Below are 24,905 nucleotides of genomic sequence, written 5' to 3' on the forward strand. Positions count from 1 at the left end.
TTCAATTACTGTTTTAGTGATTCGTTTATTATCAGAAGAGCTTCTAAGTATTTTCTGTTATTCCCATACCACAAATGTTTTAAACCTTCGTAAAATTTAATAATGTGGTCGTGGGTTTTAAATACTTCTTTTGGTAAATGGTAGGTGTATTCTTGTTCATAGTTGAAATTTATTTCTTGTCCGCTTTTGTAGTAGTCTAAAAGACATTTTATTATGGTTCGTGATTTATCCGCACTACAAGGACTACCTTCTTTTTGTTCTATTATTCGGGCGTAATTGTGCTCTATGTAGTTTTGATTTTTAATGATGAAAACTACGTCTTCATTATTAGCGATTTTACTTTTTACGAACCCTCTTATGAATTGGTCAAATGGGTATAAAACGCCATGGAAAAATTCCTCGTGATCTTTAAAGTTGGTAATTTCACTTGACTCAATTATTGACTTGAATAAATTGATTTCTTTCTGTTCTATGCTACCAGCTATAGAATCTAAAAAATTTGTTAAGTCTCGTTTTTTCATTTCGTATCGTTTTTATTAAGTTATTTTATGGTTCGACATAGTTTGCTTCTAGAATATCATTGACATGCTTGATATCTTCTTCAGTCAAAAAGTTTTTGTCTTCCATTATAACATTTGCTATTGGCATGTGTCTTAGCCCCCTTGTCGTATCGTATGATTCGTAAACAATATTATCTTCAATCCAAAAAAAGTTGTGATTATTTCGTTTAGTTAAACTTCTCGTGTTATTCATTTTCAACAGTTTTTTTAATTCATTATAAACTTGCTAGATTTAGATTTACATCTATGATAATCTCCATTTATGTTTTCCTCTAAGTAGCTAAACTTAACAGGAAACCCCATAGATTTAAATTCTTCAGGGTTTTGACTCCAAAGCTTTTCTCCCGTATTTGTATCAATCAATGCATAATGACTTAATGCTCCATTATCGGTATATATTTCTATTATTTGTGGTTTTTTCATGATATAGATAAATTAGATTTAAAAGAGGTAGAGCGTTTACTATTCGATGTTGGTTTAGCTTCACTTACACAATTTCTTGCTTTTTGTTTTTGGTTTGCCTCACTTTCGTTATACTCTAGCCTTTCACATCGCGCGATTGCTTCTTGACTGTACCTCTATTATTGACACTCTCCTGCCTAAAGCGGGGAGGATTCTTGCACAACACACGTACTAATGCACCACGTTAGCGTACATTGGCTCTGCCCGAGCCAAAATATTTTTAAAAAGAATAACCTTCTTTTAAGTTCAAAGTTTACAGACAACCTCAGTTGTATTTTTAGACCCACTTATAAATCCACATATCTCATAATGTTTTAATAAGTTTTCATTTCTAAGACTAGAGTAGATATACTTTACACCTTTAGATTTTGCTATTTCTTTTATTGTGTTAATCAAGAATTCTATGGCATTTTTTCTTATTTCTTTATTTTTAACCTTATGGGTTGAAACAATAAACTCCATCATACCATATGCTTTTGCGTTTGTAAAATAGATGAAACCCGCACAAATATTTTCATCTCCGAAACTGACTATTAGCCCGTATTTTAAGTTGTCTAAAAGATCGATACTCGGTATAGGGAAACGGTGCCATTTCCACCATGATTTCAATTCTTCGTAATCTGTGATTTTTGTATTTCTTATTTCTAGTCCTAATTCCAAATCTATTCTTTTGAGATGCTAAACTAATACTTTTACACTTCATTTGTTTTCTTTTTGTATTCTTTTTATTTATTATAATTATATTTGTAATAAATCAGAATTATATGGCAGCAGTTACATCAGCAGTGCTAGGAGCAACATCAGCAGCGTATTCTATCTACGATGGAGAACAGCAAAAGGCAAAAGCAAAAGAGGCGATAGCTAATTTGGAAATACCTGAATTAAAAAATCCATATGAAGATGTTCGCATAAGCACAATGGGGAGTGATTTAATAATAGAAGAAGGTCAAAGAAGGACAGCTAATATTTTAAATTCACTTCAAGGTTCTGGGGCTAGGAACATGTTAAGTGCATTACCCAAAATAGTTTCAATGAATAATCAGATTAATCAAGAAGCAATGAGGGATATAGATTCTCAAATGATTAAGAGAGATTATGCGATTGCATCATATGAAGAAAAACGAAATAGATTTGAAGAAAATAGATATCAGAATGAACTTGCTGGTTATGGACAAATGTATGATGTAGGGCAACATTCGGTTTGGAATGGAATTAAGACAGGAATTTCTTCATTAGGTAGTATTGGAAGACAAATGAATTTTGGAGGAAACTCTTCAAATAATTTTGAAAGAGGAATGTTTGGAGGAATGGATAGTCATGAATTGAATTTTGAGTTACCAGCTCTTTCTTTTTAATTAAAAAGCATAAAATGAATACTGGACAAGGAGCTACTTGGCAAAGACTTTCTAAGCCTAACAATGATCTTTCAGATACTATCTTGGTTCAAGAGAAACTTAATGATCAAAAGAAAAAAGAAGATCAGGCAAGATTAGATTTAGAAAATAAAAAAAAAGAAAGGGCTTTAAATAAAAAAGCTTCGGAGCTTAAAGGAATCAATAGTGGAAAATCTACAAAATACTTACATTTTGAACATTCCTTAAATGATGCATTTAGAAAAGAAGGTGGCTTAATTGACAAGTATGCTGAAGCTCAGGAAACATTAGAATCAGACCCTGGTAATACCAATGCCATAGCTATTAAAACCAATATAGAACAGCAAGTACAAAGAATTGCGGGGATAAAGAATGCCATTTTAGGCTACAATAAAAAGTTAGCAGAAGGCATTGCAAGTGGAAAGATTAGTAAAAAACTAAATGAAGGTTATTTAACTAATATGGATCGCATTAATAATGGAGAAGTTGAATTTGAAATTGGCGATTATGGTAATGTTCGAATATTAAACAAAGGTAACGTTGATTTAGATGGCGATGGGTTACCAGATGAACTTTCATTAGAATCTCTTTCAGATATAAATAATTTCGGAGTTTGGGAGGCTGATTTCAATTTAAATAATTTTAACACAGAGCTTAAAAAACAATTTGCAGAAAAGCACACGAAGAATGATGATGGAACTTTTACAACAAAAGAAAAGTTAGGTTATAATTTATCTCATACAGAGGATGTTAAGAATAAGTATCGAGAAGTTTTAGGAACGGATGTTAATTCTCTAACTAATCAAGGAAAGTCTTTTTTATATCAAAAAGGATATACACCTAGACAGGTTCAAGAAAATCCTGAAATATACGAAGGTATTATAGGTGAATTGGAACAAGATTTTAGAAACCTTTATAAATCTAAAGACTTTGAAACAACAAATCATAGTGCAAAGAATGCTAGAAGTAAAAACTCTTTAGCTTGGACCAAGTACAATAAAAAAGATAAGCCTAGTAATAGTTTAAAAACGACAGTGGATGGCATTTTAGTTGGTGATGACACCTATTTAAAGTCTTTAGAAAATCAAAAACTAGAAGAGCAGGGAAGCGATGGTAAAGATGTTTATATAAGAGAAGTTGATTATTCAGACGGAAAAATTGTTTTAAGATTAAATGATCAAAACCTAAAAGTTATTGATACGGCTGACAAAAAAAGTGCGGTAGCTAAAATTTTAAAAATGATCAGACCTAATGACGATCCAGATAGCAGAGAAGAGGAGTATAGAAAAGGGGTTTCGGAGGTAGAATATAAAAAGAACGAGAAAAAAGGAATCACAAAATTAGAAATAAGCAATAAACTTGGGAAGACTTCAAAATCAGGTGAATTAACTAAGAAACTTGCAAAATTAGGAATTATAAATGTTAAAGACTTGGGGGGGTGGTTTAAAAATAACATTTCAATTAATGGTAAAAAATTTGAAAATGTAGATACCGAAGACGGAATGAATTCACTAAAAGAATATATAGAAAACCATTGGGAGGCACTTACTACTCAAAAAAAGGATGATGAAGAAAAAAAGGATGTTAAATCAAAACAACAAAGTTTTAATAAAACTCATCTTCCAGAAGGAGGTTTTTAAATAGTATTTATGACAGATAATATAGATCCGCCTAAAAGAGAAAAATTATATAAGTTTTTGTCGCAAAACAACCTAACAAAATCCTCTTTTAAAGAGTTTGAAGTAAAATACGGAACAAATAAAGAAGCGTCTAACAAACTTTTTATGTTTTTAAAAGACAACTCTTTAACTAATGGCAAAAATTTTAACTCTTTTCATGATGAGTATTTTGGAGATATTACTGAAAAATCAAAAACGCATTATTTAACTAAAAATGGAGCAGTCAATAAGCATGAATCCGAGCAAGAAAGGAACCATAGGTTAATGAAAGAGAATGTCCCTAGTTACAGTGAATCAATAGACAAGTACAAACAAGCGACTCAATTAACCTCTGAAGAAAAAAATATCATAAATGCAGAATTGCAAAAAGACATTGAGGGTAAAGGTATTTGGAATACTTTAAAGAATAAAGCAAAGAGTTTATGGAATGATATATTTGATGAGGAAGGTTTAAAAGCAGACATTAGTCCTTTAGCTCGATCTAAAGAAGAAGTTGTAAAGCATCTTAAAGATAGTAAACAATTAGAACAATATTCAGAGGAAGAGATAAACACGAAAGCTAAGGAATTAGAGCTTCTAAAAAGAGAAAGGTCAAAAGAGGAGAAGAAGAAACAGGATTATCTAGAAAATATTCCAGAAACAGAAAAAACATTGTTAGCTGTTTATCAAAACTTCGAAAGAAAAAGTTTTAATAGAGAGGATAAAAGGCTTTTAACAGAGCAAGAGTTATTACGAGGAAAACTAGAAGGAGTTGTCAATGATATAAAAAATATAGGAGAAAGAAAGAAGCATGAGGGGGATTCTCAACATATTAAAAGTGAGTTGGTAGAGAAGAACAAAGAATATCTTCAAACATTAAACGAGGTTAAAGATAACTTTGTTAAATATTCAGAGAACCGAGATCAAATCGGAAACGTAGATGATAATCTTGATTTATTTAAAAGAGATTATAGCTTTTTTAAAAATTTAACAGAAAATGTGCGGGCCACGACTGCTGATTTAATTGGGGGTGGTATTGCAGGTTTGGCTTATCTAAACGATATGAAAGAACTTGCTGGTACAGGAATTAATTCTTATGATCCTGTTTCGGAGACTTTATTAAAAGGAGCTAATTATTTTAAAGAAGACGCTGATAACATAAGAAAAGGAATCAAAAGACCTATGAGTGTTGAACAAATCAGTTCAATGGGAGACTTTGGAGATTGGTTCATGAATACTGTAATAGCTCAACAGTTACCAATTTTAGCGATTACTTCAACAGGAGTAGGAGGTGTAAGTTATATTGGTGCATCTAGTGTCGGTAGCAAGTATGCTGAAATGACGGAAGAGGGTGGATATGGAAATATTGAAAAAATGTTGGTTCCTTTCGCTTATGGTAGTGCGGAAGCGGTAGGTTCTTTAGTGGATTTATCAGTAATGAAGAACGCTGGAAGAATTATTAAGTCGGCTTCAGCAGTTGAACGAAAATCAATTGCTCAAGGAATGTTTAATAGGGCCAAAGAGTATGCAAAAGATTCTTTCAAGATGATTTCTGCTGAAATGACAGAGGAAGGAGGAACACAGTTTTTTCAAAATGTCTTAGATCGATATGCACTTGGAAAAAAAGAAGTTCATTTAAGTGATGGTTTAAAAGACGCAATAGCGTCAGCAGGTGTTTTAGGTGTTAGTTTATCAAGCGGAGCGCATGGAACTAAGTTACTCAAAGAGACAATAAAGCCTTTTTTAAATAAAGAGTCAAAATTAAATTCCATTATCAATGAAATTTCTGTTTTGGAGAAGGAGCTAAATGAATCGGATAATTTACCTGAAGAAATTAAAGAGAAGCTAAAAAGTAAAGTAGATCAAAAGAAAATCAGTCTGAAAGATAACTTCAAAGAGGTAAGTGAAACGGTATCTAATTTAACAGATAATAATTATAGTGAAATTCTGAAGAAAGAAACTAAAAAAGAACAATTAGTAGAAGAATCAGACAAAATAAAGGGCAATAAACAAATTTCTGAAAATGTTCAGAAGATTCTTTTAAAAGATGCAAAGGAAGATTTTCAAAGATTAGAGAATGAGCAAAAAGAAATTCTAAGTTCACCAATAACCGAGAAGAAATTAGATTCTGATTCGGTAAAGATTTCAAATAAAGCATCAACTATAAAACTTTCAGAGAAAGGGAAATCATATAATGTTGTTTTTAATGAAGAAGGTTTGTCTATAACTGGTGCTAATAATGAATCAATTAGTCAACCTACATATAGGAAAGTAAGAGATAAGTATGCCGAAGGATTTGATTTTACGATAGGAGAGACGGCGAATATAATTGAAAATGAGGATTATCATAAAAGCATAGCTCAAAGTTCATTCAATCCTGGAGAAATAGCGGAAAGCTTATTATCTATAAGAAATACAAGTTTTATTGAAAACAATATTGATTACAAACAAAGAATAATAGCTGAAAATATAGGGGTTATTAGTAGGGATCAATTCATTAAATTTGGCGATGAAAATTTAATAAATAAATCTCTAGCAAAATCTTACTTAAGGAAAGATGGTAAAGCAATTGATACTTTAAGTGAAGAGTTATCAGAGGACCACAATATAGAAATATCTTCACAAGATATTATTGACTTCATAGTTGATAACCCAAATGGTAAAGAAGAGGTTTATCGGAAATTAAAAAATGAGCATTTCAAACCACTTGAGAATAAGTTTAGTGAACTAACAGGTTTACCAGCTAATGACAAGTATTTGGAAATGGCAATTAACCAGAAGCTTAAAAAAGAGAATGATTCTCATTTAATTGATAATTTAAGCGACGAGGAAGTTTTAGCATTGGCTAATGAGTATTTAGATTTTAATAAAGATTATTATTATGACAAAGCAAACACACAGCAAAGGAATGATTCAGAAGTTGAAACTGGACTTACTTCAGAAACAAAAGAAGGACCCGAAACTGAAGGAGAAGTTAGAGTCTCTAAAGAGAACGGAGAAAAAGACAGAGGAGGAATAACACATACTCTTGAAACTTGGGATAAAAAGTTAAAAGAAATTGATGATTATCTAAAAAAAGCCGGGTCAGAAACTTTAGGTATGAATATGCCTGTGGTGGTAGCTAGAGGTATGATTCAGGCCATGAGATTAGCTGTTAAGACTGCAAAAACTGGATTCGATATTCTTGAGGCTGGACGTAAATATGTTACTTCTACTGATTGGTATAAAAACTTAAATAAAGAAGAACAAAGCAAGGTTCTTAATGTTTTAAAAGACGAGAGAAACGTCTTCAACAACTTAAACAAAGTTATTGATGATGTTGTTAAAAGAGAGAAGAAAAAATCAGACATACGAGCTGAAAAACTTAAAGATACTACTAGAAGATTAAGAAAAAAGCATGCTGACGTTCAGGGGTATAAAAAAGACCTTATCAAAAACATAAAAGAAAGGATCAATTCTGAGACAATATCTAATTTTACTAAAACAGATATTTCTTTGATTTTGAACAGAATGAATAAGGCTAATTCTTTTAAAAGAGTAGACGCTTTGGCTGAAAAGGTAGGCTACACTATTTCTTTGGCGGAATACAAAAACATCGATAAAAAAGTTTCTACCTTATTAAAATACCCCAAAAAGTTTACAAAATCTATTCAAGGAAAACAGAAAGCGGCTATTGTCGATAATGATACTCGAAAATTGTTTAATTATATACTTAGGAAGTTAGATGAAAGTGTGGATTCAAATTATAACCGAAGTATTGAACTAGATGAAAGAATTAATGATGGAGACATCTCCGATAAAATTCTAAACGAGAAAGTTGCAGTAGAGACAGTTTTAAAAATAAAAGAAGCTGAAAAACTTTTTAAGGATACCAAGAAGATAGAGAACAAGAAAAATAACAAAGAAAACTCTGAAGCGGTACAAATAGCAACCTATTTGAAAGAAACTGTATTTAATGATTTAGAAGCTTTACTTAACGAGGGAAAATATAAGTTAAAAGAATTGCTAATAGAAGAATCACAAAGATTAAAAGGCATAACAGATACTTTTACAGAAGCTACCAATCATAAATGGAATGATGTAAAAAGCAATAATAAAAAAGCTACGGAACTAGAAAAAAGAAAAACATCTATTCTTGGAAAAATTACAGGGAAAAGAAAAAATATAAATGCTTTCTTTACTCAACCGGTTACAAACTCTTTCGAGTATCTTTTAGGGTATTTTGATCAAGTTCATAATCATGGAGAAGGAGATATTTATAAATATTTTTATTCTGGTGAAAATGGAGTTGTTCAGCTAGATGCAAACTTTAAGAAAGATCAAAAGCAGATCAGAGAGGATGTTAGAGTTGCTTTTGAAAAGATTTTAGGAAAAAAGTTAAACTCTCTTATTCGAACTCATAAATATGACAAAACGATTAATGAAATTAAACAAACAGATATAAAATTAATTGTAGATGGAGAAAGGCAAAAAGTTTCGCAAGAACTCTCTATTGGTCAAGCTTTATACATACATCTCGTTTCAAAAATGGAAACCGGAAAGGATAAGCTAACCAAGCAAGGGTGGGATGAAATTGCTTTTGAAAATCTTAATAAATTTCTAGGAGAAAAATATGTTAAGTTGAGTGAGTTTATGACAGATTATTTGAAAGACAAGTATAAAAAGTACAATAAAACTTACAATGATCTTTTACGAACTGATTTGAATTTCGAGGAAGGTTATTTTCCTTTAAAGTATCGCGAGGAGGATTTAACAATTAAAGTTGATTTAGGAGGAAGTAATTTTACTTTACCCAACGTCTCAAATGGTCATTTAAAAAACAGAGTAAAAAATAAAATTGAAATTGATACCACTACGAATGCTTTTGATGTTTTTGATGGTTATCTAAAATCAATGGAAAGGTTTCATCATTATGGAAGGTTTACAAAAGACCTAAACGCGGTGTTATCAAATAAGAATGTAAGAAGAAATTTAAAAACCTTAGATGAGCAGTCTTTTAATGATTTCACTAAGTTAAGTAAAGCAGTTATAGGCGATGTTTCAGAGATAAGGTCCCATGTATGGGAAAATAAGATATATAAATTTAATTCAGCTATTGCAGCGGGGTATATCGGTTATAAAGGTTATACAGCATTGAAACAGTTTCTTTCAATGCCTGCCTATACAGAAAAAGCAAATGACGTTCATATTGGGCTTAATGGGCATCAAATTCGGCTACCTTTTGTTGGTAAAATTGCTTTTGGTTCTAAAATGCTTATAAGTTTGAACCCTGCTTCAGTATTAAAATCTTATAAATTCTTAAAGAAAAACTCGCAACATTTTAGTGATAGAATAAGTAGAGGGAGTATTGGTGATGAGTTTATAGATAATTTATTTTCTCAAAAATCTAATTCATTTTATCAAAAGACGTTGAAAAAAATAGCTCAATTAGGAATTACACCGAATAAGTTTATTGATGCAATAACAATTAGTACAGGAGGAAAAGTTTATTATGATCAACAACATAAAAAATATATTAAAAAAGGATTAAGTAAAAAGGAAGCGCATAAAAAAGCAATTAGAGATTTTGAGATTAGTTTTAAATTATCTCAACAGTCGTCTGATGCATCCGATTTGAGTATTATACAGCACGGAAAAGGAGTTTTAACAAGTTTGTTTGTTCCTTTTAAAAACTCACAATTTAGTTATTTTAGAAGAATTTCGGCAAATAGTAATAACATACTCAGACGGTATAAAAACTATAAAGAAGAGCAAATCAATAAAGGAATAAATAATTCAAAAGCCTCTCGAATAGCTTTTAAAAGGGTTTCAAAAGAAGGAGATACTTTCAAAGATTTAGAGAATGTATTACTCTATACTCATTTATTGCCGATGTTATGGCAGTATGTAGCTAGCGGTGTTCCTGGTGTTTTAACAGATTGGGATGATGATGACGTAGATGAGATTACAAGAGCAGGGTTACTTGGGTTATTTGATGGTGTTTTTATTCTAAGTGATGTTTTAAAATGGGGCTACAATAATGCTGTTTTAGATAAGAATTGGAATTATCAATCTTCAATTATTTTTTCTGAAATGGAAACGATATTTAATGATATAAAAAAAGAGTATAAAGATTCCGGAGAGTTTAATGAGAATGTGCTTTTTGAATTATTAAAAGGCTATTTAAAAACGAAATCTATAAATGCTGATACTTTTAAGAATATTTATGATGGTGTTGAAAATATGATTCTAGGTGGGGATTATAACCAAGAAAATTTAATGAAGTTTTTAAACGCACCAAAGGAACTAAAAGAGAATAGTAGTTTGAAAGATAACGAGATAAAAAAAATAGGATACAACTAGGAAGTTTATTTCAAAAAAATAAAACTCGGAATTGCTTTTTCCGAGTTTTATTTTTTTATTCATCGTTGTCTCTAAAGTGTGAAGAAGGTATAAATGTTCTTAAGTACTCCATTGATGCATTTGCATGAGGGATTGTTTTTTTTATCAAGGGTAAAATTTTTTCTTTTTTTATTTCCCCCGTTTTAGGAGAAAAATATTCTTGAGCGAAACATATAAAATTTTGAGCTCCTTGCATTCTCTTTCTCAATAAATGTAGGTCATCGTCTTTCATATTTTTTTTAAATTTTAAATGAAGTTATTTTCTTTTAATTAAAAATTCAGGATTTTGTATTTGTGCATTTTTAAAGGATCAGAGGCTTTGATTTCATTAATCCTTTTGTTAGCCTCTTTATCAGAGTTAAATTGTTGCGCAAATTCTATTTTAGTAGTTCTTGGTGGATTTCCTTGTGGCCACCCTGCAACAAAGCAAGTCTCGTCTATTTGAATAATACATCTCATACCTATAAAGTTAATTTTAATTATCTTATTTATCTCTTGTTTTCCATGGTATTCATGAATTTATAAAAAGCAGTTAAAAATGGTTTTTCATTAGCTGAAGAACTCCATCCTGCAAAACCTATGAAGTGATTTCCATTTTTGTCTGGTGTGTTAAAGGAAATAGCTTCACGGTCTTTAAAAAGCTGTTCCAGACTATTTTCAATTAAATAACCATTAACAGTTAAAAAACATTTTTTGAGAGTTCCGTCTTCGTTGAATTCAATATCTTTTTTTCTTACTTTTTGTAATGTCATTCTAAAGCCGTTATTGTTAAATTTAGCGAGTTCTATCTTCAATATTTTAATAAGGATTCCTATTTCTTTACTTCCTATATTTGAGTATGAAAATCCTTTATTCTTAAATGTTTTTCTAGCTAAATCTGTTTTTCTTAATTTTTTCATTTTATACTGTTAGTTTAAATTTGATTTTGTTGTTTGTTCTTTTTTTTGATACTCATGATTTTATTTTTTTCAATTCATCATTAAATACGAAAACGGCTCTCCCAGTATCCCATAAAATACTAACCGCATAAATTAATACAGTTATCAAAATTGTATTAACTGCGAAGTCTTTATCTTCATAAGATATTTTAGAATTATCTAAAATTAGCAGGCAAATAATACTTACCAGAATCAATATTGCCTGTTCTAAAAGTGAAATTTTCATTTCTTTTTTTGTGTTGGAAAAGTTTAATTTTGGGTATTTAATTAAAGTATTATGAATTTTTGATGCGATTAAAACTAACATGGTGGTATTAATAGTCAACATAGCTAATAAAATACCAATAACATTTTGCCGTAGATAATTAAATAAAAACTTAAAGCTCAACACTTCTGTAATCAATGAAATTATAATTGCTATGCATACATAAAATGATATATCTTTTATTAGCTTCATTTACTACAAGTTTAATTGCTGTTGTTCATTCTTTGTATCTTTGAAGAAGTCGAGAACATGGTTTAATGCTGTTTTTTCATCTTCGAAAAATTGAAAGTGATTTGATTGTTTGTTCACAACACCAAATTCTTCAAAAAAACTAAATATAATCACATCGTTAATTTTATGGAGATGATATTTTTCATGACTAATGAACTCTTTCGCAAAAACCTTTTTTTGCCTTCCATTCATGAGATTGAATATGCTTGAATTTTTTTCCATTATCTCAGTATTTTAATTATTGATTTTACCTTATCTATTTTTAAAAAATTATCATAGTCCCAATTATGGAGTACCACTAAGTCCGTTACTTCGTTAGAAGCATCATCATCTTTTTGACCTATTACCATCATCTCGTTAGGTGTACCTATACAGGAAATTGATAAGAATCTGCCTCTAGAAAAATTGTAATTAAGAGGATTTCCTATTGCAAAATGTGATAATTCTTTGAAACCTATTTCTTTTAATTCTTCTCTTGTTATCATGATTTCTACTGTTTGTTTTACATTTCGTAATGAAAAGTAAAATACTTTTCATTGGTTATTTTTATCCAAATTTGCCCTGCGAAGTCATCTCCAGTATAGCCACCATTTCTATATTGATTAACCCAAGCGACCTTGATTAATTCGTAATCGCTTTCATCTTGTTTATGTTTATCATTTGGAGAATCATTTGTTAAATTATATTGTGAAGTATTGTCGCATTCCTCTAAATATTCCTCTAACTCCTCAAAAAAAGATTGGCTAACCATTTCTTTAACCAGATTCAATACTTCTTGGTTTTTTTCGTAAATCTCGTTTTCAGCTTTCGCCCAAACATTCATATAATCTTCATGTGTTTCCATATCTAAAATTTTACTGTTTTTGATTGTTTTTACTTTGGTATCTTCCTGCTAAAAAACCGATTACCTTAAAAATCATTATTGTAAAAAATGTTGTTTTCATACTACAGATTTAAAAGCAATCAAAGTCTGGCAATTCGTTCAATTCAATCCGAGTAAAATATGATATTCCTACAAAATCAAATACATTTTCTTCTCCTTCAACTATACATCTTAGTTTATGCGGTAAGTACAGTGCTATTTCTTCTGTTTTCAGCGTTCTTTTCATTAGTTCTAAGATTTTTCTAATAAGTCAAATATGTCTATTTGGTTTATATTTTGTTTTACTCTGACACCGGAAGCACAATTCAAAATGAATTTTCCTAACTTGGGATCAACCATGTTTCTTAATGCTTTACGCTTATTTTTAATTTTAGATTTACTAATATTGAAACCGTAGACTGTTGAATTTCCTGTAATTTTATCATGTCTACGTTCCTGTTTATCGACTTCATAATTACCTATAGGAAAATTGGACCAATATAAATGTCTGTGTAACTTCTTTGTTGCTGGTATCAATGGATCATAATAGGGTATTACATTTTCTATAACCCATTTAGTTCTTTTAGGTGCAAAATTTTGTAAAAGAATTATTTCTTGATATAAAGTCATTTCAGGATACAAGGCATTGTATTGACCTGAGTGAACTCCACACCGGCGAATGTCAGAATGAGTCGGACAAGGTGGAGAACTCCAAATAAAATCAAAGTCTTTATGGTAATCTAGGATAAACTTATGAGCATCAGTAACAATAACATTATCATTAGGAAAATAGTTACTATATACTTCTGCTGTTGCTACATCAAATTCTATTGCTGTAACTTCATGCTCAGTTCCCCACAATTTTCGATTTCCACCGATCCCTGCATATGCGTTTAGTATCTTCAAAATTTATTATTTTAGTTTATTCATAATTCTATTGTTTTAAAAATCGGTACAAAAAGCATTTGTGCGAAACCTCCCGATAAATGTTTACTTGTATTGCTTTCCACCCATCAAAGGGATCTTGTGTGCAATTTCTTTGATAGCTAGTTGCTATCGTAGTTCGTGATTAATATTTCGTTTTTAACCCAAAATCTATTTCATTTTTACTACTGTTATTCCTAATTTATCTGCTTTTGATTTTTCGATACCCATTAAATCATCTCCAAATCCCCAGGGCATTTCATCTTTGCTTTCGATATAATCATACTCTTTTGAATTAGAGTAATTTTTCATCCCTTCAAAATCGACGCTCCAAGCAATTGGGCAGGTAAAACTGAAACAAAGTCCAATAGTCTTGACTCCTATTTTAGTAAGTTCCATTCGTAAATCTGATTTTCTTGCTTTCTTCAAAAATTTTTTAGCTAATCTTCGATTGCATTTAATGTTCCTTTTTGTAAAGGATTGGGCAACCAATCGTATAGCTGTGTTGTTTTCAATTTCCGTTGTATAACCATCATTATCAACGGTAACCCAATCACTACAATCTGAATGAGAGCAAGCATAACCATTATTTGCGTTGGTGTTCGTATTAAAATAGCCACATCCATTGCAAACAGAATTCAAATCAGTTATAACACATTCCATATTCTACAGTTATTTAATTGGTTTAAATTTTGAAAGATGATCGTTCCAATTCTTTTTAGCTTCATCTTTAGATATTGGGTTATCGCTATCATCCAAATCAATCCATTGATTTTTTGGAAGTGATTCCAAAAGTTTTAAACGTTCTTCATCTTCCTTTCCTAGAATCGCTCCACTATCTTTAGCTGCTCTCAATATTCCAGCTTGAATACCTCCGTTATAAATTTGCTTTGCCATTTTTACTACTGATTAAATGTTAATTTTAGTTTGCTCATCAATTACGCTATCAACATACGATGTATTAAAATCATTTATGTCGAACTCTCCGTCTAATGCTCCTGAACTCAAATAAAAACCTCTAATAATTTCAATTATTAAATCTTCCACTATTTCTACAGATTTAATGTTTTTACTTTCCAAAAATTAATTGGCGGTCTTCCTGGTTCTTCACATCCGTACTCATAACAACTCGCACAAGTACTTTGACAATTTCCGCTTATAGATACTTTTTCAATCATACTTATATCTTTCATTTTTTTACAAAAAGAAATTACTCTTGATTTAGGAACTAAAAATTCCTTTGATAAAAATTCAGACAATGATTTGAATGTAAATTCAGTTATCTTATTCTTTTTCAAATATTTTAAGAACTCCTCAAATGTTTCCATAACTACAGTTAGTTTTTTATGTTTTTTGGATTCATTTTACATTTGTCTATGTGAGGATTCAAAGCCTTTTTAGATGTAAATGTTGTGTCGCAATGTGGACAAGTTCGTTCCTTTAAATCTTGTTCTATTATTGCTTTTTGTTGCTCTACTTCTGTTTTTTCTTGTTCTAATGTGCTAAGAGCTTGTTTTACGTTGTCAAGTTCTTGCTCTGTATTGTTTAGGGTTTGCTTCTTGTTGCTAACTTCTTGCTCTAAGTTGTTTAGAGTTTGTTTTGCTTCGTTAAATTCTTGCTTTCTTTTTGTTACAAATACATTAATTAAGTTGTAACCAACAAAAGCCATAAACACACTTAGAAATGATGTTGTTATTATATCTGTTCCTTGAGAGTTCAGAACATCAAATAGTAAGAATAAAGCAATGGCATCCATTAAGGCAATCAGGTAAGGTGTTTTCTTGTTATTCTCATTAACTGATACAATTAACAAGCCTACTGATAATGCTAATGCAGTAAATAAAGAAGTAGGTATTCTGATGTAGATGTTAGGGATTTTAGCGTTTAAAGCATCGCTAAATAGTACGGTAAGTTTAGCTGCATAGCCAATAATGTAAAAAATTACAGCAATTGAAACAGCTCTTAAGCTTGTCATTCTATCTTCTAATGACAAACTAAATGACGTATCGAAATAACCCTGTTCTTTTATTTTGTTTTTTGACATAGTTTTTTAGAATTTAATTTCTGAACCCTTTTTGATAGGCTTGTACTTTCCATCCTTCTTTCTTCGCCTTTTGGAATATATTCTCGTATCTTTTCATTGTCATAACCTTTGTCATCACTACTTCGACTTCAGTATTTGGAGGTAATTTGAATGATTTTGATTTAGCCACGTTAGAGGTTTATTTTTTATTGAAATTTTCCTTTGCAATTCTGACTCTCTCTTTAGCTTCGGATCTTTCTTTATTTCTTCTTAAAAAACTTTTTGCTTCTCGTATCGAGTTTCTGAAATCTGACTTTTCAGTATCTCTGGGAACATCTCTAAAAAAGTTCTTTGATTTAAAATGTTGGTTATCGCTGATTTGAGCAGCTGTGTTACATCTTTCATTGAAATATTCAATAAACCAATTAATTATAATATCGGGTCGAAGTCTGCCATAAAGCTTCCCGTAACCTCCAGCATAGGCTTTTTTGAATACGAAACTTAAATCGGCTATGTTAATATTTGAGAATTCAAATCGCTCCGATAAGATGTCTGCTGTATTTTCTATCTGAAATTCAGTTAAAGCCTTGTCTCTGTCGTTGCCATATATAAACTCATTTAGCCCAGCAATCCAAATAGAAATAGTTGACTTAACAAAGTTGATTCCTTTGTCTTTTTTTATCATTCCGAAAGTCTTCAAGTTATTTTCCTTGGCAAAAGTTAACACTCCTGAAATGCTATTAGTTCTGACTATTTTATTAACCACCATTGGAGCCAAATCCAGAGGTGTGTTTGCGGTAGAAATCTTCTGAATAGATTGTTCCTGTTGGCTCTGAATTATTAATTGATTTGATTTTTTTTGCATTTTTAATGAATTTTTCATTGAAAACAACGACATATGGAATGCCATCTGGATTGTTTTTTCTTAGTTTAGGAATGCTTAGAAAATTTGTTGCCCAGAACCTGTCTGCTCTCGTTTTGTTTACTATTTCTTCGATAAGTTTAAAAGGGATTCTATCAATTCTATTCAGCTTGTCTATGGTTTCTTTCCATTTAAAAATTACATCATCCTTTGGGTGAAGGTTTACAGGGAAATGGATTAGACAGTTTTTGTAACATTTTTCGACTTCGTTGCTAAATGATTTTTCTGTTAAGTTACCTGTGATTCTTTTTTTGATTTTTTCACTTTTAATTTCATCTACATCTACATCTACATCTTCTTCTACATCTTCTTCTTCTTCTACAAGCTTAAAGCAAGCTTGATTTAAGCTTGGTTGAAGCTTAAGGTTGTTTTTCTTTATACTCCTGAAAAGAGGTTTGTGGGGATTATAATTCTCCTTTAATTTTGAAAAATCACAATAGTTTATAACAATGTAATTTTTTAAAAGAACTTTCCCATTTGAAGCTTCAATTTCATTTGGTAGAGCTTTAGTCAAGCTTGAAGTATCGATTTCAAATCCATTCTCAAACTCGAAGAAATCTTCATCTATTTCCCAAACTCCAGATGGGTCGCAGTTATTCCAAAGCCAGTACCAAGTTAGTTTTAAGTTTGAATCAAGCTTGCGCCAAGTTTTGGGCAAGGTTGAAATATCAATAAATCGCTTTTTAGACATCTTTTTTACTATTAAATTTTAGTTCATTTCCAATTGCCTCCATTGGTTCTTTTGATCTAAAAGAGAACTTCTGCTTCCATTTTAGACGATTACATGCATCGATAGTAGAGAAGTATATGGCTGTATGTGTAGAGGGGGCTTTTTCGGTGTTTTCAAATGAGAAATTAAACCACCTTTTTGATAAAATAGAAGTATTCATCTGTTGTTGATTTTATTAAGTTTAGTTGCGCTCTTTAATAAGAGCGATTAATTTATCTACTATGTAACACACTTCTTAAGTGTTAAGATGTGTAAATACGTAGTTCTTACGGTTAATGATTTAGTTAATTGTTGCTCGTTAATATTCAGCATCTATGATTATTATTCTTTGTGCTAATAAGCTTAAAATGCTTTTAGGTGAGAGGGGAGGAGTTGGTCTATAAAGGCTTTCCTTTTAGATTAATTGTTCCTTATCAGCTACTATTTTCATAAATCATTGTTGTTTTAATTTTAAAATGGTAAATCATCATCGTCGTTACTTTTTATCTTATTTGGCATATTATCCAAAGGTGTTGGTCTTTCAGTTTTTTCAAGGAATATCACTTTATTTATATGAACTTCGGTAATATATTTTTTGGGTTCTCCATAGCTTCTGTGTCTTGGTTCGCCTTCTAGATAAACTTTACTTCCTTTTTTTAGGTATTGATGAGTTAAATCGGAATATCTACCTGAAGCAACTATATTATGCCATTGTGTGTCCGATTTCATTTCGTTAGTTAGCTTATCCCTCCATTTTTTGGTGGTGGCAACAGAAAACTTTGTTATTGAGCCTCCGTTTTCAAATGATATTTTTTCTGGGTCATTTCCTAGATGACCAATAATTTTGTGTTCGTTTAGCATAATTTTTATTTTTTGTAAAACCCTTGAAATCTCACTAAATCTGTGTACTCTGGTGAGTTAATTAAGCCATCGCCCTTACCTGTTAAAGTTTCAGCTCCTGGTTCTCCTAGAACTACTTTTGAATCTATTTCTTTAGGTACTCTGAAGCATATTTGAACAGGGAAGTTCACCTTGGTATCACCTGATATTACTTTTACGGATGCTCTTTGTGTAGCGGCTACAATTCTGAGCCCTGTAGACCTACCTTTTTGTGATAAAATTTTTAAGTTTTCTTCAAGAGATTTTTTGGTGTCTACATGTATTTTTTTTGTTTTTTCTCGACCATCTTTGTAATTACCGATAACTTGATGTTCGTAAACTTTCAGATCATTCCCTTTACTAGATGATGATAGGGCATCGGCAAATTCATCGAATATTATTAAGCGTAATTTTTGCTTGTGATTTTTAACATATCTATTCATTTCTTCCACTAATAGTTCCATCATGGACTCTATATCGTCAATGTCGCTATAAACATTTATGTTAGGGTTTTCATTGTATCTTCCAAACTCGTATTTGGGATCAAAAATTACGATGTCCTCAATTCCTGAAGCAATAGCATATTCTAACGTACTTTCGAGCATTTTTGATTTACCCGATCCTGTTGCCCCACCAATGATTGCATGAGGTGTAGATTGGTTTTCTAAATCCCAAAAAACCACATCACCGAAATTATTTATGCCAATTGGAATCTTTTTACCATGAAGGTGTTTTAAATCGAAATTCAGTATTTCTTTTCTCTTCTTTGGGGCTTCAATGGCCAAAAACGATTGTTCGTTATGAATAATAAGCTCTTTTTTTATAATTATGCTTGGAACATTCAGAGCGTGCGCTAGATCTAACTTGTATTTGTAAATACTTCCTAAGTTTGTTCCGGATGAAGCTTCTAGTAAATAGGTATCACTTGAATATCCTTCTAAAACGGTATTTACCTTAACTAAAACATTCAAGGTTCTCAAAACGTGTTCTATCTTTTCCTCATTCTTCATGTCTTTATCATTTAAATTGAATTGTATAAATTCTGATGCGTTCTTTTTGAATTTTTTTATAGCTATGGGGGAGATATTTGCTATTGATGAATCCCTGATTTTTTTAAGCCTTTTTTCGATAAGCTCTTTCTTAGATTCAGGAATATTGAAATCATCTACTTCTGCTATCATTGTTCTGGACCAGAAAGCATTTAACTCAGCTTTATCTACTAGGTTGTCGCTATCATTAAGTAAATAGACATAATTAGGATCTGAAACTGCCTCAATCATTCTTTTTAAAGGCTCGTATAACAAAGCTTCGTAGACAGCCCTATTATCTTTATTTAGCTCTATGTTAAAGCATGTAAGTTGATTGCTTCCATTTCTATTTTTACTGTATTTGTTTTCAATAAACCAAACTTCATCTACCTTTTGCTTGGTTTTTGCTTCAATTGATTTTACATAGGTAATGGCTTGTTTTCCTATGCTTAAAGTAATTTCCTTTTGATCAGAGAAAGATTTTTTAGACTTATGATCTATGATAATAATTTTATTATCTTTTTTTACTATCAAATCAATTTTTGAATGACAAGGTATAGGGATGTCCACACCGTTTATAGTCAAGAGTTCTTTGTTGTATATTTCTACAAAAAGTATTTCATCAAAGTCATAGACATGTTTTTCAGAATAGAAATTTGTAATAAGTGAGGTAACTGTTTTATTTGCTGAAAGAACACAAGCTTCAATGTTTGGTGTTGATTTTTGAATCTTCCACTCATTAGAAGGTACTTCTTTTATATACTTAAAGGCAACTTCTTGTATGTCTACAATATCTTTTTCTACTCCCTCTTTTTTGTTAGAGAAATAGTATTCTAAAGCTTCATGATATGCGCTACCTGCTATAGTAGTACTTGATTTTTTGAACGCTTCATTGTAGATGTATTGCTTTTCAAATGCTTTTTCATTTCTTGAAAAAGTATTGACTTTTGAATAGCTCCAGCTCTCTATCAAATAATTACTAAATAGCTCTTCGTATTGATCAGTACTTAACCCTTTGTATTGATGTATTCTTTCTGGTTCTATCATGGTAATTCAGGTTTAGTTCCTTTCTTTTTTAAAGCTTCTTTTTTTTCTTCAAGAGTTAAAGTGTTGTTTGGTATAGCAATACCATTTTTTATATTGAATTCGTATTCGGATTGTATTCCGCTAATACCGAATGCTTTTTTTAGGGCATGGGCTTCCGCAACTTTCTTAATCATTTCGGCTGGATGACTTTTCCAAGTGTTATAACCTTTGTTGTATGTATCGAAATCGGCAAATTCAATTGTTGGTTCACCATCCTTTCTAAATACAATACAATAGCCTCCAATGACGTTGCCTCTTTCTTTTAAAGGTTTGGTTATATCGTGTTTAATATGCCCATTAGGAATATCAATTTTCCAGTCATCATGTTCTCTAATTTCACCACTTCTTATTCCATTAAATAATGGGTTTTTTTGTGCTTTAGAAAGGAATCCGTCTCTACCAGCGAAAATTAGTAAGTTGCCTTTTTTGTCTTTATAGCACCATACTTCTTTGTTAAATGGATTTAGCTCCATTGTTTTACAAACATTGATAAAGTAGGCCAGTTCTACCTTAGAGGTGTCTTTGGCTACACTTTTTTGAATTACGGCAATTTCTGATGGTGAATACCCGAAAGTTTTAGCGATACTTTCATGTGACTCATTTGCCTCAATAAGTGTAAATTCCTTTTTTTCTCCCATTATGCTAAAGCTTGTTCGGTTGTTTTTAAGAAATTAATACATGTTTCACCGTTGTTCTTTGTAGTAAACCACATTGTTTTGTTTATGTGATTAATAAATAAACAGTTGCTTTCTGAGAAGGATTTGTGACTGTTGTTAAGCTCATGATACCCATCTTTTTCTAACTTTTCATAACTAGACCAAGGATCAGAAGTTTTCAATTCAAATTCATTTTTTAATCCTCTTTCAGAAAGGAGTGATTTCAGAATGGTCAATCTTCCACCGTTGTCTATTGTGGTTAAACACATTCTTTTACTATTATGATCAACAAAAAGAGAATTACATTCTGCTTTTGAATGTGTTGGGTTGAGTTCTTGGTAGTTGTTGTCTTCTGATTTTAAGTGTTTAAGCTTTTTTAGGTGATCAGTATATATTAATTCAAAGTTCTTCATCTTTTTAATATTTTATCTAAGCAGTGTTTTATTAAAATCTATTATTTATGTATTCTTGATAAGCTTCTGCGGTAATTCTTTTTTGCCTTCCAGGTCCGAAAGCTTTTAAATACCCTTTTTCTATATGTTTGTGTATCGTTTGAGTTGATAGCTTTGTGTTTTTGGCTATTTCTTGTGGAGTATATACGGTTGCTAGGATTTCAGCCTTTTTGATTTCAATGGCTTTTTCAGTTATTTTTTTAATAAAATTTTTTTTGGATGTCCTAATAAGTTCTTGAGCAATTTGTTCGTAAAATTTGCCTGTCATGGGTAGTTTAATGTCTATAGAGTTATCATTTTGTCCTGTTGGATTTTCCATATGTATATGTTTTTGATTTGAAAAAGGAGAAAAGGTGTAGATGACCTATTTTGAGTGAAATTAGAATCCTTTTACCATTCTACTTTATTCTCCTTTTTGTTGTTTAACAAACTTTAGTTTATCTTCTATTTTAAATTTTATTATCATCTTTTTAAATAAAGAGGGGAGGTCTTCCCCTCTTTTCTACAACAAAACAAAAATCATGACCGTTCTGAACTTATACAGAATTATCAAATTTTATTAGTTTAATGGAGGTAATCCACTGTGCTGTTTAAAAGAAGGTTTGTTTAAAACGGGAACCTTCAAAGTGTTAATTTTATATATGAAAGGTTTATAAACTGTGGGGTTTAGATTTTTACCGTTTGATTTTGAAACCATTTTAATTTCATCATAGTGTTTTTTCAATAAAATTTTAATATTGCTTAGTAAGGTTTTACTCTTTTTTTTAAAAATGTTTTTACTAGAATCAAAAATCATTCTTCTTGTAATAATTACTTTATAAATGGCTTTAATGTTCATTTTTTCATATTTTTGTTATTGTTGTGTAGCAAATATAGTACACTTTACGTCACTTTGCAACACAAAGGTTAACTTTTTTGATGTATTTATGAATAAAATTGATGAGACTTATAAAAAAGCACTTAAATACCTTATTGATAATGAGGTTACTGCTTATGAGATTCATAAATTTTCAGGTCAAAGTCAAACTGGATTGAGAAAAGTTTTCGAAGGGACTGTAGAAAACCCAAGAAGAAAAACAAAAGAAATAATTATTGAATTTTATAACAATCTAATAGAGACAAATAGTAATGTTCATAAAATAAATTCAGATTATACAAAAGGTCTGGAAAACTTCACAATTCACCAGATTGCAACGTATGTTATAGATAATGCTGATAAATTTGATAAAGAAGAGATGATGAAAGTGTTATATGAAAAATCAATTTTAGAAGAAGCAAACAAGCTTTTAGAAGCTAAATTAAAAGAAACCTAATATCACTACTTATTGTTTAGTTTTTGAATGTTGTTTAAAAGTTTGTTTTCGAGTCTTTCTTTTTCGTTTTGAAGCTTTTCAATATTAAGTTCATTTATACTTTTAATAAAGAAATCTTTATTCATTTCTTTTATTAATCCTTTTTTCTTGAGATTTCTATAAATATTATATCTTCTTATAATCTTATCCATTCTCGATAACATGTTCTAATGTGTTTAATAAATCATTATCAAAGTTTTCGCTAATGCTTGCTACACTTTTGCCATTTTTTAATGCTTCATCATACATTTCTGCATGAAGAGCTTTTGAAGCAATTTCCGGATAGTGTTTATTTCTAGCTCTATAAATAAAATCAACAAGTATTTGTACCGATAGTTTTTTACTTGCAAATAGCTTTATGGTTTTAAAAATTATAAAAAAGACAATAAGACTGAAAGTTAAAAACATAAAAAGATATAACAGGTTGTTTTCATTAATTATTGAGTTGAAGAAAACCCAAAATAGCCAAAAAAGAGATATACTTCCTGTGCAATATGATGCTATACTTGCAATTTTTCTAAGCATTATATCTTTATTATGATTTGAAAAAATAGAAAGAATAGATGTGAACACTAAAAGACAGATTAGAGACAGCATAAATGTAAATTGTCTTTTTGATTGAAAATTGAAATAAGAGTGTTTTTCTAATATTTCTCTCTTTCTGTTGTAGTATTCTTTTTCTTTCTGCTCGCTCTTTTTGATTGATTTGTCAAATTGAGAAGAAAATTTATTAATTGATATTTCGTTAGAAATCAATTTTTCTTTTAACTTGATTAAAGAGTTTATTCTAGCGTTTTTTATTTCAGGAATAAATGTTTTTCGATGCTCTGCTAACTCTCTAGGAACCTTTTCTTGGAAATAATGAAAAAAGGTTCCTGAAATTGATAATAGTGTAAAAATTATTAAAAAAGATATTTTAACCTTCTTCGCTACCTGACATATCATCTCCTGGTTCTCCTGTTTCAGAGGGAGAGATAAATATTTTTTGAACTTTTTTGTTGTTTTCATTTATTTTTTCTAGTTCTTCAAGGGTTTGGTCATTTGTACATGAGCTTATAGACATTGCGCTAATAAGCAATAAAGTAATAGCTGTTGTTTTTTTCATTTTACTCAATGATTTTAAATTTAAAGCAAGGTAAAATGAATAATTTTATAGAGGCTTGATATTGCTATATACTCTCTTAAATAGAAAATATTTTATTATTAGGGTGATGATTTTTTTTAGAATGTAGAAGGGGGGATTGATTGTTCATTTTTACGGGGTTTAGTATGTTTATTTTTTCAATAGATTGTCAATATATTTTACCATTTCCTCTCTTTTTGAAGGATCAGCGTTTTTAATAGCGGTTTCTGCTAGGTCTATGAAAGCTTTATTTCTTATTTCGTTATACTCTTTTCTGTCTTTAAAAAGATAGTATGAAGCAAAAGTTACTAAGCAACATACAATTATAGCCATAGAAAAGTATTCTAATTTTGACAAGTCTTGAAACTTTTGAAAAATCCAAAAATATGAGAATATAGTTGACAATAGAAAAACAAAAGCCATGAATGCTTTACCTAATAATCTATAAATAGGTTCCTCTTTGTGTTTCTTTAAAAAAGTTATCAGAACCCATAGAGAGAAAATAAAAGAACATGTAGTACTTCCAAAACGTTCAACAAAAAAATGGAATGACTTGAAGCCGTTAACCGATTCCTTAGTTTTTATTTTATTGAAATTATTTTTTGATTCCCGATATTTATTATTAATCTTTTCATAAGCAATAAAAGAGTTTAGTTGTTTTTCTTTAGCTTCTTTCTTTACTTTTTTTAAAGCTTTTGTATTTTCATTTTGTAACTTTTTAGCTTCTTTTAGGGCAATAATATAGCTATCGCTGTATTCATTAGTGAATTCATACGCATATTTAAGAGAAGCCAAAAGAATACTAAGTATTACGGTTTTGACAAAAAAAAGCAGGTTTTTATTCTTCTTCCAGTTCTGGTGTGTTTCCGTTGCTGTTTGGTGTAGTGGAATCTTGTTTTTGAATTCCATATGCTGCTTCGATGAGTCCATTTTGTTCTTCTGTTTGGTCTGTACAAGATGTAAATACTAAACAAATACCAAATACTAATAATGCTAATTTTTTCATTTTATCGATTAAAAA

36 protein-coding genes are annotated in these 24,905 nt (G+C 30.4%); 4 read left to right on the forward strand and 32 right to left on the reverse strand.

Features of this window, described 5'->3' with window-relative positions; all coding sequences use genetic code 11:
• Positions 1-5 precede the first annotated feature (5 nt).
• The 4 genes from ACSIGE_RS14795 to ACSIGE_RS14810 all read right to left on the reverse strand — a co-directional run bounded on the left by ACSIGE_RS14795 (position 6) and on the right by ACSIGE_RS14810 (position 1,682).
• Positions 6-521 (reverse strand): hypothetical protein, encoded by a 516-nt coding sequence (locus ACSIGE_RS14795; RefSeq protein WP_440880652.1) that lies wholly within the window; start codon positions 519-521, stop codon positions 6-8.
• Between the two features lie 25 nt (positions 522-546).
• Positions 547-753: a hypothetical protein gene (locus ACSIGE_RS14800; protein WP_440880653.1), complete on the reverse strand. Its 207-nt coding sequence runs from the start codon at positions 751-753 to the stop codon at positions 547-549.
• 14 nt (positions 754-767) lie between these two features.
• Positions 768-983: a hypothetical protein gene (locus ACSIGE_RS14805; protein ID WP_440880654.1), complete on the reverse strand. Its 216-nt coding sequence runs from the start codon at positions 981-983 to the stop codon at positions 768-770.
• A gap of 285 nt (positions 984-1,268) precedes the next feature.
• Positions 1,269-1,682: a hypothetical protein gene (locus tag ACSIGE_RS14810; protein WP_440880655.1), complete on the reverse strand. Its 414-nt coding sequence runs from the start codon at positions 1,680-1,682 to the stop codon at positions 1,269-1,271.
• 104 nt (positions 1,683-1,786) lie between these two features.
• On the opposite strand from ACSIGE_RS14810, the gene ACSIGE_RS14815 reads away from it, so the two are divergent.
• Genes ACSIGE_RS14815 through ACSIGE_RS14825 form a run of 3 tightly spaced genes read left to right on the forward strand, consistent with a single transcriptional unit; the run spans position 1,787 to position 10,395 of the window.
• Positions 1,787-2,377, forward strand: coding sequence for a hypothetical protein (locus tag ACSIGE_RS14815; RefSeq protein ID WP_440880656.1), 591 nt, complete (start codon positions 1,787-1,789; stop codon positions 2,375-2,377).
• Between the two features lie 14 nt (positions 2,378-2,391).
• The gene (locus ACSIGE_RS14820; RefSeq protein ID WP_440880657.1) at positions 2,392-4,035 is read left to right on the forward strand and encodes a hypothetical protein; all 1,644 of its coding nucleotides are present in this window, start codon (positions 2,392-2,394) and stop codon (positions 4,033-4,035) included.
• Between the two features lie 9 nt (positions 4,036-4,044).
• The gene (locus ACSIGE_RS14825) at positions 4,045-10,395 is read left to right on the forward strand and encodes a hypothetical protein (protein WP_440880658.1); all 6,351 of its coding nucleotides are present in this window, start codon (positions 4,045-4,047) and stop codon (positions 10,393-10,395) included.
• 55 nt (positions 10,396-10,450) lie between these two features.
• Here the strand turns inward: ACSIGE_RS14825 and ACSIGE_RS14830 are convergent, their stop codons facing one another.
• The 24 genes from ACSIGE_RS14830 to ACSIGE_RS14945 form a co-directional block, all read right to left on the reverse strand.
• Entirely contained in the window at positions 10,451-10,666 is a 216-nt protein-coding gene (locus ACSIGE_RS14830; RefSeq protein ID WP_440880659.1) for a hypothetical protein, read from the reverse strand.
• A 38-nt stretch (positions 10,667-10,704) separates the two neighbouring features.
• Positions 10,705-10,893: a hypothetical protein gene (locus ACSIGE_RS14835; protein ID WP_440880660.1), complete on the reverse strand. Its 189-nt coding sequence runs from the start codon at positions 10,891-10,893 to the stop codon at positions 10,705-10,707.
• 29 nt (positions 10,894-10,922) lie between these two features.
• Complete coding sequence (locus ACSIGE_RS14840; RefSeq protein ID WP_440880661.1) at positions 10,923-11,333, reverse strand: hypothetical protein; 411 nt, start codon at positions 11,331-11,333, stop codon at positions 10,923-10,925.
• A gap of 52 nt (positions 11,334-11,385) precedes the next feature.
• Complete coding sequence (locus tag ACSIGE_RS14845) at positions 11,386-11,829, reverse strand: hypothetical protein (protein WP_440880662.1); 444 nt, start codon at positions 11,827-11,829, stop codon at positions 11,386-11,388.
• A 3-nt stretch (positions 11,830-11,832) separates the two neighbouring features.
• Complete coding sequence (locus ACSIGE_RS14850; protein WP_440880663.1) at positions 11,833-12,090, reverse strand: hypothetical protein; 258 nt, start codon at positions 12,088-12,090, stop codon at positions 11,833-11,835.
• Complete coding sequence (locus ACSIGE_RS14855) at positions 12,090-12,353, reverse strand: hypothetical protein (protein ID WP_440880664.1); 264 nt, start codon at positions 12,351-12,353, stop codon at positions 12,090-12,092. The genes ACSIGE_RS14850 and ACSIGE_RS14855 overlap by 1 nt, the downstream gene beginning before the upstream one ends.
• 17 nt (positions 12,354-12,370) lie before the next feature.
• On the reverse strand, positions 12,371-12,712 hold the full coding sequence (locus ACSIGE_RS14860) for a hypothetical protein (protein ID WP_440880665.1): 342 nt from the start codon (positions 12,710-12,712) through the stop codon (positions 12,371-12,373).
• A 109-nt stretch (positions 12,713-12,821) separates the two neighbouring features.
• Positions 12,822-12,977, reverse strand: a complete 156-nt coding sequence (locus ACSIGE_RS14865) for a hypothetical protein (protein ID WP_440880666.1) — start codon at positions 12,975-12,977, stop codon at positions 12,822-12,824.
• A gap of 5 nt (positions 12,978-12,982) precedes the next feature.
• Entirely contained in the window at positions 12,983-13,636 is a 654-nt protein-coding gene (locus ACSIGE_RS14870) for a DNA cytosine methyltransferase (protein ID WP_440880667.1), read from the reverse strand.
• A 189-nt stretch (positions 13,637-13,825) separates the two neighbouring features.
• Positions 13,826-14,317: a hypothetical protein gene (locus tag ACSIGE_RS14875; RefSeq protein ID WP_440880668.1), complete on the reverse strand. Its 492-nt coding sequence runs from the start codon at positions 14,315-14,317 to the stop codon at positions 13,826-13,828.
• A 9-nt stretch (positions 14,318-14,326) separates the two neighbouring features.
• The gene (locus ACSIGE_RS14880; RefSeq protein WP_440880669.1) at positions 14,327-14,551 is read right to left on the reverse strand and encodes a hypothetical protein; all 225 of its coding nucleotides are present in this window, start codon (positions 14,549-14,551) and stop codon (positions 14,327-14,329) included.
• 12 nt (positions 14,552-14,563) lie between these two features.
• Positions 14,564-14,701 (reverse strand): hypothetical protein, encoded by a 138-nt coding sequence (locus ACSIGE_RS14885; protein ID WP_440880670.1) that lies wholly within the window; start codon positions 14,699-14,701, stop codon positions 14,564-14,566.
• A gap of 5 nt (positions 14,702-14,706) precedes the next feature.
• Positions 14,707-14,982 carry a hypothetical protein gene (locus ACSIGE_RS14890; protein ID WP_440880671.1) on the reverse strand — a complete coding sequence of 92 codons (276 nt, stop codon included), beginning with the start codon at positions 14,980-14,982 and terminating at the stop codon, positions 14,707-14,709.
• Positions 14,983-14,990: 8 nt separating this feature from the next.
• Positions 14,991-15,698 (reverse strand): hypothetical protein, encoded by a 708-nt coding sequence (locus ACSIGE_RS14895; RefSeq protein WP_440880672.1) that lies wholly within the window; start codon positions 15,696-15,698, stop codon positions 14,991-14,993.
• A 13-nt stretch (positions 15,699-15,711) separates the two neighbouring features.
• Complete coding sequence (locus tag ACSIGE_RS14900; RefSeq protein ID WP_440880673.1) at positions 15,712-15,867, reverse strand: hypothetical protein; 156 nt, start codon at positions 15,865-15,867, stop codon at positions 15,712-15,714.
• A 9-nt stretch (positions 15,868-15,876) separates the two neighbouring features.
• Entirely contained in the window at positions 15,877-16,446 is a 570-nt protein-coding gene (locus tag ACSIGE_RS14905) for a hypothetical protein (protein WP_440880674.1), read from the reverse strand.
• Complete coding sequence (locus ACSIGE_RS14910) at positions 16,436-17,290, reverse strand: hypothetical protein (RefSeq protein ID WP_440880675.1); 855 nt, start codon at positions 17,288-17,290, stop codon at positions 16,436-16,438. The genes ACSIGE_RS14905 and ACSIGE_RS14910 overlap by 11 nt, the downstream gene beginning before the upstream one ends.
• Positions 17,283-17,489: a hypothetical protein gene (locus ACSIGE_RS14915; protein ID WP_440880676.1), complete on the reverse strand. Its 207-nt coding sequence runs from the start codon at positions 17,487-17,489 to the stop codon at positions 17,283-17,285. Before ACSIGE_RS14915 ends, ACSIGE_RS14910 begins: the two co-directional genes overlap by 8 nt.
• 290 nt (positions 17,490-17,779) lie before the next feature.
• The gene (locus tag ACSIGE_RS14920; protein ID WP_440880677.1) at positions 17,780-18,169 is read right to left on the reverse strand and encodes a single-stranded DNA-binding protein; all 390 of its coding nucleotides are present in this window, start codon (positions 18,167-18,169) and stop codon (positions 17,780-17,782) included.
• 5 nt (positions 18,170-18,174) lie between these two features.
• A complete protein-coding gene (locus ACSIGE_RS14925; protein WP_440880678.1) occupies positions 18,175-20,262 on the reverse strand; it encodes a DNA translocase FtsK in 2,088 nt (695 codons plus the stop codon).
• Positions 20,259-20,939, reverse strand: coding sequence for a RecT family recombinase (locus tag ACSIGE_RS14930; RefSeq protein WP_440880679.1), 681 nt, complete (start codon positions 20,937-20,939; stop codon positions 20,259-20,261). The genes ACSIGE_RS14925 and ACSIGE_RS14930 overlap by 4 nt, the downstream gene beginning before the upstream one ends.
• Complete coding sequence (locus tag ACSIGE_RS14935; RefSeq protein WP_440880680.1) at positions 20,939-21,370, reverse strand: hypothetical protein; 432 nt, start codon at positions 21,368-21,370, stop codon at positions 20,939-20,941. Before ACSIGE_RS14935 ends, ACSIGE_RS14930 begins: the two co-directional genes overlap by 1 nt.
• Positions 21,371-21,401: 31 nt before the next feature.
• Positions 21,402-21,728 carry a helix-turn-helix domain-containing protein gene (locus ACSIGE_RS14940; RefSeq protein WP_440880681.1) on the reverse strand — a complete coding sequence of 109 codons (327 nt, stop codon included), beginning with the start codon at positions 21,726-21,728 and terminating at the stop codon, positions 21,402-21,404.
• A 240-nt stretch (positions 21,729-21,968) separates the two neighbouring features.
• Positions 21,969-22,247, reverse strand: a complete 279-nt coding sequence (locus tag ACSIGE_RS14945) for a hypothetical protein (RefSeq protein ID WP_440880682.1) — start codon at positions 22,245-22,247, stop codon at positions 21,969-21,971.
• A gap of 88 nt (positions 22,248-22,335) precedes the next feature.
• Here ACSIGE_RS14945 and ACSIGE_RS14950 point away from each other — a divergent pair, with 88 nt between their 5' ends.
• Positions 22,336-22,722, forward strand: coding sequence for a hypothetical protein (locus ACSIGE_RS14950; RefSeq protein ID WP_440880683.1), 387 nt, complete (start codon positions 22,336-22,338; stop codon positions 22,720-22,722).
• A 5-nt stretch (positions 22,723-22,727) separates the two neighbouring features.
• Here ACSIGE_RS14950 and ACSIGE_RS14955 read toward each other — a convergent pair whose 3' ends face one another.
• The 4 genes from ACSIGE_RS14955 to ACSIGE_RS14970 form a co-directional block, all read right to left on the reverse strand.
• A complete protein-coding gene (locus ACSIGE_RS14955; RefSeq protein WP_440880684.1) occupies positions 22,728-22,913 on the reverse strand; it encodes a hypothetical protein in 186 nt (61 codons plus the stop codon).
• A complete protein-coding gene (locus tag ACSIGE_RS14960) occupies positions 22,906-23,706 on the reverse strand; it encodes a hypothetical protein (protein WP_440880685.1) in 801 nt (266 codons plus the stop codon). Before ACSIGE_RS14960 ends, ACSIGE_RS14955 begins: the two co-directional genes overlap by 8 nt.
• Positions 23,678-23,866 carry a hypothetical protein gene (locus ACSIGE_RS14965; protein WP_440880686.1) on the reverse strand — a complete coding sequence of 63 codons (189 nt, stop codon included), beginning with the start codon at positions 23,864-23,866 and terminating at the stop codon, positions 23,678-23,680. Before ACSIGE_RS14965 ends, ACSIGE_RS14960 begins: the two co-directional genes overlap by 29 nt.
• 168 nt (positions 23,867-24,034) lie before the next feature.
• Complete coding sequence (locus ACSIGE_RS14970; RefSeq protein ID WP_440880687.1) at positions 24,035-24,814, reverse strand: hypothetical protein; 780 nt, start codon at positions 24,812-24,814, stop codon at positions 24,035-24,037.
• Positions 24,815-24,905: the final 91 nt, after the last annotated feature.

The organism is Tenacibaculum profundi (assembly GCF_052050075.1).
Taxonomy (GTDB): domain Bacteria; phylum Bacteroidota; class Bacteroidia; order Flavobacteriales; family Flavobacteriaceae; genus Polaribacter.